Raw genomic sequence first — 8,482 nt, 5'->3', positions numbered from 1 at the left:
CGGCCGCGCCGACCGCCGCCGATCTCGCGGCGGCCGGCGACGCCGTGCGCGACGCGCTCGCCGGCCGTGCGATCGGCGATCTGGTCGGGCTGCCCGTGATGACGGACACGCGCGTCGAAGCGACGATGGCCCTGCTGACCGCGCTCGAAGCCGCGATGTTCTATCCGAGCGGCGGGCTGCCGCTGCTGCATTTCGCGACGATGGTCCGGCTGACGCTGCAGCACGGCGTCACCGCCGCATCGGTGCAGGGGCTCGCGTGGTACGGCGTGAGCATCGCCGAGCATCACGGCGCGTATGAAGACGGCTTCGAATTCGCGAAGGTCGCGCTCGCGCTGGTCGATCGCCACGGCTTCGAGCGCTACCGCTCGGCGACGCTGATCGCGCTCGACCAGGTGAGCGTGTGGACCCAGCCGCTGTCGTACGCGCTCGAGCGCGCACGCGAAGCGAAAGCGGCCGGCAATGCGAGCGCCGAGCTGCGCTGGATGTGCTACAGCTGCAACCACATCGTCAGCGACCTGCTGTCGATGGGCGAAGCGCTGCCAGCGATTCGCGACGAGATCGATCCGTTGCTCGCGATCGCGCGCGGCGCGCGCTACGACGACATCGTCGACCTCGTGTCCACCCAGTCGGAATTCGTCGACGCGCTGCAGTTCGGCTACGACCGGCCGGTCGGCACGTGGCGCATGCGCGTGTCGACGAAAACGCCGATGTCGGTCCTGCAGTTCTGGACCGACGTGCTCGCGGGCCAGGCGGCGTTCATCTTCGGCGATGCACCCGCGGCACGCGCGTCGCTCGACGCGGCCGCGGCAAGCGCGTGGTCGACGCCCGCGCACATCATGACGTCCGATTTCCACCTGTTCAGCGTGCTCGCCGGCATCGCGGCCGACGGCGGCGCGACGCCGCCCGGGCCGCTGCTCGAACGCTTCGCGCCGCAGCGCGCGCGCTTCGTCGGCTGGAGCGAGCGGAATCCGGCGACGTTCCGCAACAAGCTCGCGCTGATCGACGCAGAATTCGCGCGCGTGCGCGGCGACCACGTCGCGGCGATGCAGCAGTACGACGCGTCGGCCAGCCTCGCAGCGGAACGGGGTTTCGTGCACGAACAGGCGCTTGCGCACGAACTGGCCGCGCGCCACGCGATGTCGCTCGGGCTCACCGGCCCGGCGCGCCATCAGTGGCGGCTTGCGCATGCGTGCTACCGGCGCTGGGGCGCGACCGGCAAGGCGCAGGCGCTGGAAGCGCAGCACACGTTCCTCGTGATGGAGCCGCCGCCGGGCGGCGCGGCCGTGCCCGCGCGCGAAGACCTCGATTTCGCGCTCGCGATGCGCGCATCCCATTCGTTATCCGAGGAAATCGTGCTGGAGCGCCTGATCCAGACGCTGATGCGCAACATGATCGTGTACGCAGGCGCCGGCTACGGCCTGCTGCTGCTCGCCCGCAACGACCGGCTGACGATCGAGGCCGCCGCGCGGATCGTCGACAGCGACGTGGTCGTCGAGATCGCCCGCAGCGAACCCACCGAGCACGATGTCCCGCTGTCGATCCTGAACACCGTCGCGCGCACCCGCAAGCCGGTCGTGCTCGCGAACGCGCAGCGCGAGGGCCTGCCCGACCACGTCGACAGCCTGCGCGCGCACCCCACGCGTTCGCTGTTCTGCCTGCCGCTGCTGAAGCAGGGTGTGCTGATCGGCGTGCTGTACCTGGAGAATGCGCTGAGCAACGGCGTGTTTTCGCCGCGCCGCATCGCGATGCTCGAAATGCTCGCGCCGCAGGCGGCCAACGCGCTGGAGTCCGCGCGGCTGTACGCGGAACTGATCGACGAAAACGCGCGCCGGCTCGAAACCGAGGCCGCGCTGCGGCATGCGCGCACCGAGCTCGCGCGCACCGCGCACATGACCGTGATGGGCGAGCTGGCCGCGTCGATCGCGCACGAGATCAACCAGCCGCTGACGAGCATCGTGTCGAGCGCGGGCGCGGGCATGCGCTGGCTGCGCGGCACCCCGCCCGATCTCGACGAGGCGCTCGCGAGCCTCGACGACATCCGCGCGTCCGGCGTCCGCGCGGCCGACATCGTGCGCGCGCTGCGCTCGCTCGCCCGCCAGGCGCCGCCCGCGCTCGCGCCGCTCGCGATCGACGACCTGATCCGCGACATGCTGCACCTCACCGCGACCGAAATCGACGCGAAGCAGGTCGCGCTGCGCGTCGACCTGCATTGCGCCGCGATCCGCGTGATGGCCGATCGCACGCAGATCCAGCAGGTGATCCTGAACCTGGTCACCAACGCGCTCGACGCGATGGACGGGCAGGCGGCATCGCGCGAACTCGACATCGCGTCGCAGGCCGGCGACGGCTACGCGACCGTCTCCATTGCCGACCGCGGCGCGGGCATCGACGCCGGGATCGCGAACCGGATCTTCGACGCGTTCTTCACGACGAAATCGAACGGCATGGGGATGGGGCTCGCGATCTGCCGCTCGATCGTCGAAGCGCACGGCGGCACGCTCGAAGCCGCGCCGCGCGGCGACGGCGGATCCGTGCTGACGTTCCGGCTGCCGGTGTCGACGGCGGGCTGACGCAAGCGACCGGCGCGGGCCGTCACCCGCGCCGCGCGATTCAGGTTCCGCTCGGCCGGTGCGCGTCCTCGCCGAGGAACCGGTGCACGAACGTGACGGCCATCGCCCCTTCGCCGACCGCCGACGCCACCCGCTTGACCGATCCCGAACGGACGTCGCCCGCCGCGAACGAGCCGGGCACGCTGGTTTCCAGGTAGTACGGCCGGCGCTCGAGCGGCCACACGCGCGCGAAGTCCGGGCAGTCGTACAGGTCGCTGCCCGTCACCAGGTAGCCGCCCGGATTGCGGATGATGTCGGTGTCGCGCGCCCATTCGGTGTTCGGCGCGCCGCCGATGCAGACGAACAGGTGCGTGGCCGGCAGCACGTCGCGCGCGCCGTCTTCCGTGCGCAGCACGATCGCCTCGAGCCGGCCGTCGCCCTGCAGCGCGTCGACGGTCGTGCCGTAGCGCACCGTCACGTTCGGCATGCGCTCGATCCGGTCGATCAGGTAGCGCGACAGCGTCGCCGCGAGCGACGCGCCCCGGACGATCATCGTGACTTCGCGCGCGTGCCGCGCGAAGTTCATCACGGCCTGCCCGGCCGAATTGCCGCCGCCGACGATGAACACGTGCTTGCCCTCGCACATCGGCGCTTCGCTCGATCCCGCGCCGTAATACAGGCCCGCGTTGAGAAACCTCGATTCGTCGGGCAGGCCGAGACTGCGGTATTCGATCCCCGTCGCGCAGATGTTCGAGCGCGCGGTCAGGATCGAGCCGTCGGCCATGTCGACGCGGATCTTGCCGTCGACGAACGTCGCATGCACGCCCTCGCGCATCATCAGCAACTCGACGCCGAACTTCACCGCCTGCTGGCGCGCGCGTTCCGCCAGCTCGGCGCCCGGGATACCGTCCGGAAAGCCCATGTAGTTCTCGATCAGCGAACTCGTGCCCGCCTGCCCGCCGATCGCGTCGCGTTCGATCACGACGGCCCGCAGCCCCTCGGACGCCGCATAGACGGCCGCCGACAGGCCGGCCGGGCCGGCGCCGTAAATCGAGACGTCGTACTCGATGAAGCGCGGCCGGGAGACCCAGCCGAGCTTCGCGGCGATCTCCGGCAGCGTCGGCTGGTAGATGCACGTGCCGTCCGGAAAGACGACCACCGGCAGCCGGACGTCGCGCAGCGGCGCGATGCCCAGTTCGCGCACGCAATCGGTGTCGGACGTCAGCTGGCACCATTCGTACTCGACCACGCCGCGCTTCAGGAAGTCGCGGATCGCGTAGGCCTCCTTGCTGTGAGGCAGGCCGATGACCTTGACATGCTGCGACTGCGCCATGAGCGTCTCCCGGTGACCGCGTGTCGGATCCCGGCCGGCTCCCGCGCCGGCCGTACGCGTGACTGTAGTCGTCATCGTCGCCGCGGCCGCCGCATTTCATAAGAATTAAGGTTCGCGCGCGGTGCGCGCCGTCCACAATGAATCGGGTTCCCCCCGCTCGCAGCTTCGCGCCGGCCGTGCTGCGAGCGCCCCCCGGCGCCGGCATCGGAGCGACAGATGGCCACGACCTGCACCCATCTCGGTGAAGCGCGCATCCTGAACACCGACAAGGACTACTGCGAGGAATGCGTGAAGTCCGGCAGCCGATGGGTGCATTTGCGCCTGTGCCTGAGCTGCGGGCATGTCGGCTGTTGCGACTCGTCGCCGAACCGTCATGCCAGCCGGCATTTTCATGAAACGACGCACCCGCTCGCCCGTTCGATCGAGCCCGGCGAGCGCTGGGTCTGGTGCTATGCGGACGACGTGATGGCCGGCGAAATCACGCCGTAACCTGCCGCGCACCTCTGTCCGGCACCGTTTTCGACCGAGGGTATACACGGTTCGATCGCGGCTTCTTCTCGCCGCTTTTTTCGACTAGTATTTATCGAACGATAACTTATCTATCGATAAACAAGAGGTTCGTCATGACGGTATCCAGACTCGCGCACTACTCGATCCGCACGCTCGATCTCGAGCGATCGTGCCGGTTCTACGAACGTGTGCTCGGCTTCAAACGCGGCTACCGGCCGCCGTTCGACTTTCCCGGCGCATGGCTCTACAAGGGCGGCGACGAAAGCGATTACGGCACGGTCCACATCATCGGCGTCGACCCGGCCAACCCGGACGGGCTCGCGGCCTATCTCGGCGACAAGACGCTGCCGGCGTCGGGTACCGGCACGGTCGACCACATCGCATTCCTCGCGACCGGCGTCGAGGCGATGTGGGACACGCTGCGCGCCGAACACGTCGCGTGGCGCGATCGCACCGTGCCGAGCCTCGGGCTGCACCAGGTGTTCATCGAGGACCCGTCCGGCGTGACGATCGAACTCAACTTCCCCGCCGCCGAAGTCGCGGGGCTGACACTGCCCGCCGCGGTACCGGCCGGCGACTCGCAAGCACACGGAGACTGACATGAACCACGGCACTTCGACCAAACGCAAGGCCGCGATCGTCGGCGGCTCGCTGGGCGGCCTGTTCGCCGCGAATCTCCTGCTGCGCAACGGCTGGGACGTGGACGTGTTCGAACGGGTGCCCGACGCGCTGTCGGGCCGCGGCGCCGGGATCGTCACGCACCCCGAACTGTTCGACGTGGTGCGCGCCGCGGGCGTGCGCATCGACGCATCGATCGGCGTGAAGGTCGAGTCGCGGATCACGCTGGGCCGCGACGGCACCGTCGTATCGGAACGCCGGATGCCGCAGACGCTCACCGCGTGGAGCAAGATGTACCACGTGCTGCGCGCGGCGCTGCCCGACCAGCATTACCGCGCGGGCGCGGTCGTCACCGACGTCGCGGACGGCCCCGGGCACGCGTCGGTCACGCTCGCCGACGGCTCGGTCGTGCATGCCGACCTCGTCATCGCGGCCGACGGCTTCCGCTCGGCGATCCGCGAGAAATTCCTGCCGGACGCGCGGCTGCAATATGCGGGCTACGTCGCGTGGCGCGGGCTGGTCGACGAACCCGGGCTGTCGGAGTCCACCCACGCGACGCTGTTCGGGAATTTCGCGTTCGGCCTGCCGCCGCACGAACAGATCCTCGGTTATCCGGTCGCCGGCCAGGGCAACAGCACGAAGCCGGGCGAGCGCCGCTACAACTTCGTGTGGTATCGCGCGACCCGCGAGGACACCGACCTGCCGAACCTGCTCACCGACGCGACCGGCAAGCTGTGGGCGGGCGGCATTCCGCCGACGCTGATCCGGCGCGAGGTGCTCGACGACATGGAAGACGCCGCCCACGCGCTGCTGGCGCCGCAGTTCGCCGAGGTCGTCGCGCGCGCGACGCAGCCGCTGTTCCAGCCGATCTACGACCTCGAAGTGCCGAACATGGCGTTCGGCCGGATCGCGCTGCTCGGCGACGCCGCGTTCGTCGCGCGGCCGCATTGCGGGATGGGCGTCACGAAGGCCGCCGGCGATGCCCTCGCGCTCGTCACGGCACTCGCCACGCGCGCCGACACGCTCGACGCGCTGTGCGAATACAGCGAGACGCGCACGGCATTCGGCGCGGCGATCGTGGAGCACGCGCGGCACCTCGGCGCCTACATGCAGGCGCAACTGAAGAACGACACCGAGCGCGAAATGGCCGAGCGCTATCGCACGCCGGAAGTCGTGATGCGGGAAACCGCCGTCCCGCCGCATTTCTGAGCACGCACGGGCGCCGTGCGCGACACGCGCGGCGCCCGTCGCCAAGCCATGCCATGCCAGGCCATTCCAGACGAGAAGGAGACACCGTGAACCACCCGCTTTCGGCTACCGCCGGCACCGCGCCCGAACCGGCCGCACCGTCACATGCCACGCATCCGCTGCTGCGCGATGCCCGCTTTCGCGAGCAAGTCCGGCGCAGAAGGCTGTTCGCCTGGTCGCTGACGTTCGTCATGCTCGCCCTCTATTTCGCGTTCATCCTGACGCTGGCGTTTTCGCCGACGCTGCTCGGCACGCCGATCGTGCCGGGCCGGCCGACCCCGTGGGGCATCCCGGTCGGGTTCGGCATGTTCGTCGCAACGTTCGCGCTGGTCGCGCTTTACGTGTTCCGCGCCAATGCGGTGCACGACACGGTCGTCGCGGCCCTTCGCCACGGAGACGCATCATGAAACGCCTGCTCCCCGCACTGTTCGCCGCCTGCGGCTGTGCACCGGCGTTCGCGGCCGGCCCGGCCACGCTCGCCCACGGGCACAATCCGGTCGCGATCGGCATGTTCGTCGTGTTCGTCGCGTCGACGCTCTTCATCACGCGCTGGGCCGCGCGCAAGAACCACAGCGTGGCCGACCACTACGCGGCGGGCGGCAAGATCACCGCGTTCCAGAACGGCTGGGCGATCGCCGGCGACTACATGTCGGCCGCGTCGCTGCTCGGCATCTCCGCGCTGGTGTTCACGAGCGGCTACGACGGGCTGATCTATTCGGTCGGCTTTCTCGCGAGCTGGCCGATCATCCTGTTCCTGATCGCCGAGCCGCTGCGCAACCTCGGCAAGTACACGCTCGCCGACGTCGTGTCGTATCGCCTGCGGCAACGGCCGATCCGCGCGTTCGCGGCGTCGAGCTCGATCGTCATCGTGCTGCTGTATCTCGTGTCGCAGATGGTCGGCGCGGGCAAGCTGGTCGAGCTGCTGTTCGGCCTGAACTACACGGTCGCGGTGCTGGTCGTCGGCGTGCTGATGGTCGTCTACGTGTTCTTCGGCGGGATGCTGGCCACCACCTGGATCCAGATCATCAAGGCCGTGCTGCTGCTCGCCGGCGCGGCGTTCATGGCGATCATGGTGTTGAGCCGTTTCGGCTTCAGTCTCGACGCGCTGTTCGCGCAGGCGATTCTCGTTCACCCGAAACACGCGGCGATCATGCGCCCCGGCGGGCTGGTGTCCGATCCGGTCTCGGCCGTGTCGCTCGGCCTCGCGCTGATCTTCGGCACCGCGGGCCTGCCGCACATCCTGATGCGCTTCTTCACGGTCGGCGACGTCAAGGCGGCCCGCAAGAGCATCCTCTACGCAACCGGGATCGTCGGCGCCGGCTACGTGCTGATCATCGTCATCGGCTTCGGCACCATCGCGCTCGTCGCATCGGACCCGCAGTACCACGACGCGTCCGGCGCGATCGCCGGCGGCGCGAACATGGTGGCGATCCACCTCGCGCACGCGGTCGGCGGCAACGTGTTCCTCGGCTTCATCTGCGCGGTCGCGTTCTCGACCATCCTGGCCGTGGTCGCCGGGCTCACGCTCGCGGGTTCGTCGGCGATCTCGCACGACCTCTACGCGAACGTGCTGCGGCGCGGGCAGGCGTCCGACCGGGACGAAATGCGCGTGGCGCGCGCCACGACCGTCGTGCTCGGCGTGCTCGCGATCCTGCTCGGCATCGCGTTCGAGAAGCAGAACATCGCGTTCATCGTCAGCCTCACGTTTTCGATCGCGGCCAGCTCGAATTTCCCGGTGCTGCTGCTCTCGATCTACTGGCGCGGGCTGACGACGCGCGGCGCGGTGCTGGGCGGCCTGCTCGGGCTCGCCACCGCGGTGACGCTCACCGTGCTGAGCCCGACCGTGTGGGTCCAGGTACTGGGCCATGCTCACGCGGTCTATCCGTACGAATACCCGGCGCTGTTCTCGATGGCGGCGGCCTTCGCCGGTGTTGTCCTGTTCTCCGTCACCGATCGCTCGGCGCGTGCGCAACGCGAGCGCGCGCAGTTCGACACGCAACTCGTCGCGTGCGAGATGGGCCTCACGGCGGGCACCACCACGACCATCACGCAACGCGGCTGAACCGCACGTCAAGCACCCTCGATACACCATGAGAGACACCATGCTGAATTGCACCTGCTGCCCGTCGCCGGGACGCCGCCGCCTGCTCGGCGCGCTTGCCGCGTTCGCGGGCACCGCCGTCGCCGGACAGTCCGCGTCGGCCGCCGGCAGCGCCGGCACCCC

At 69.4% G+C, this 8,482-nt stretch carries 7 protein-coding genes; 6 read left to right on the top strand and 1 reads right to left on the bottom strand.

Going from position 1 to position 8,482, the window contains the following annotated elements:
• A partial coding sequence (locus DPV74_RS36345) for an ATP-binding protein (protein WP_119338940.1) occupies window positions 1-2,570 on the top strand: 2,570 nt, incomplete at its 5' end.
• Between the two features lie 40 nt (window positions 2,571-2,610).
• Here the strand turns inward: DPV74_RS36345 and DPV74_RS36340 are convergent.
• Window positions 2,611-3,882 (bottom strand): NAD(P)/FAD-dependent oxidoreductase, encoded by a 1,272-nt coding sequence (locus tag DPV74_RS36340; RefSeq protein ID WP_119338939.1) that lies wholly within the window; start codon window positions 3,880-3,882, stop codon window positions 2,611-2,613.
• A 216-nt stretch (window positions 3,883-4,098) separates the two neighbouring features.
• On the opposite strand from DPV74_RS36340, the gene DPV74_RS36335 reads away from it, so the two are divergent.
• From DPV74_RS36335 to DPV74_RS36315, 5 genes are all read left to right on the top strand, one after another.
• Window positions 4,099-4,371 carry a ubiquitin carboxyl-terminal hydrolase 14 gene (locus DPV74_RS36335; RefSeq protein ID WP_027792630.1) on the top strand — a complete coding sequence of 91 codons (273 nt, stop codon included), beginning with the start codon at window positions 4,099-4,101 and terminating at the stop codon, window positions 4,369-4,371.
• Window positions 4,372-4,505: 134 nt separating this feature from the next.
• Complete coding sequence (locus DPV74_RS36330) at window positions 4,506-4,991, top strand: VOC family protein (protein ID WP_059621258.1); 486 nt, start codon at window positions 4,506-4,508, stop codon at window positions 4,989-4,991.
• A 1-nt stretch (window position 4,992) separates the two neighbouring features.
• The gene (locus DPV74_RS36325; protein WP_119338938.1) at window positions 4,993-6,219 is read left to right on the top strand and encodes an FAD binding domain-containing protein; all 1,227 of its coding nucleotides are present in this window, start codon (window positions 4,993-4,995) and stop codon (window positions 6,217-6,219) included.
• 86 nt (window positions 6,220-6,305) lie between these two features.
• Window positions 6,306-6,665: a DUF485 domain-containing protein gene (locus tag DPV74_RS36320; protein WP_119338937.1), complete on the top strand. Its 360-nt coding sequence runs from the start codon at window positions 6,306-6,308 to the stop codon at window positions 6,663-6,665.
• Window positions 6,662-8,320 (top strand): cation acetate symporter, encoded by a 1,659-nt coding sequence (locus tag DPV74_RS36315; protein ID WP_119338936.1) that lies wholly within the window; start codon window positions 6,662-6,664, stop codon window positions 8,318-8,320. The genes DPV74_RS36320 and DPV74_RS36315 overlap by 4 nt, the downstream gene beginning before the upstream one ends.
• Window positions 8,321-8,482 lie beyond the last annotated feature (162 nt).

It is taken from the genome of Burkholderia sp. HAN2018 (genome assembly GCF_024704855.1).
Lineage (GTDB): Bacteria > Pseudomonadota > Gammaproteobacteria > Burkholderiales > Burkholderiaceae > Burkholderia > Burkholderia cepacia.
This window is presented reverse-complemented; position numbering and strand designations above follow the sequence as displayed.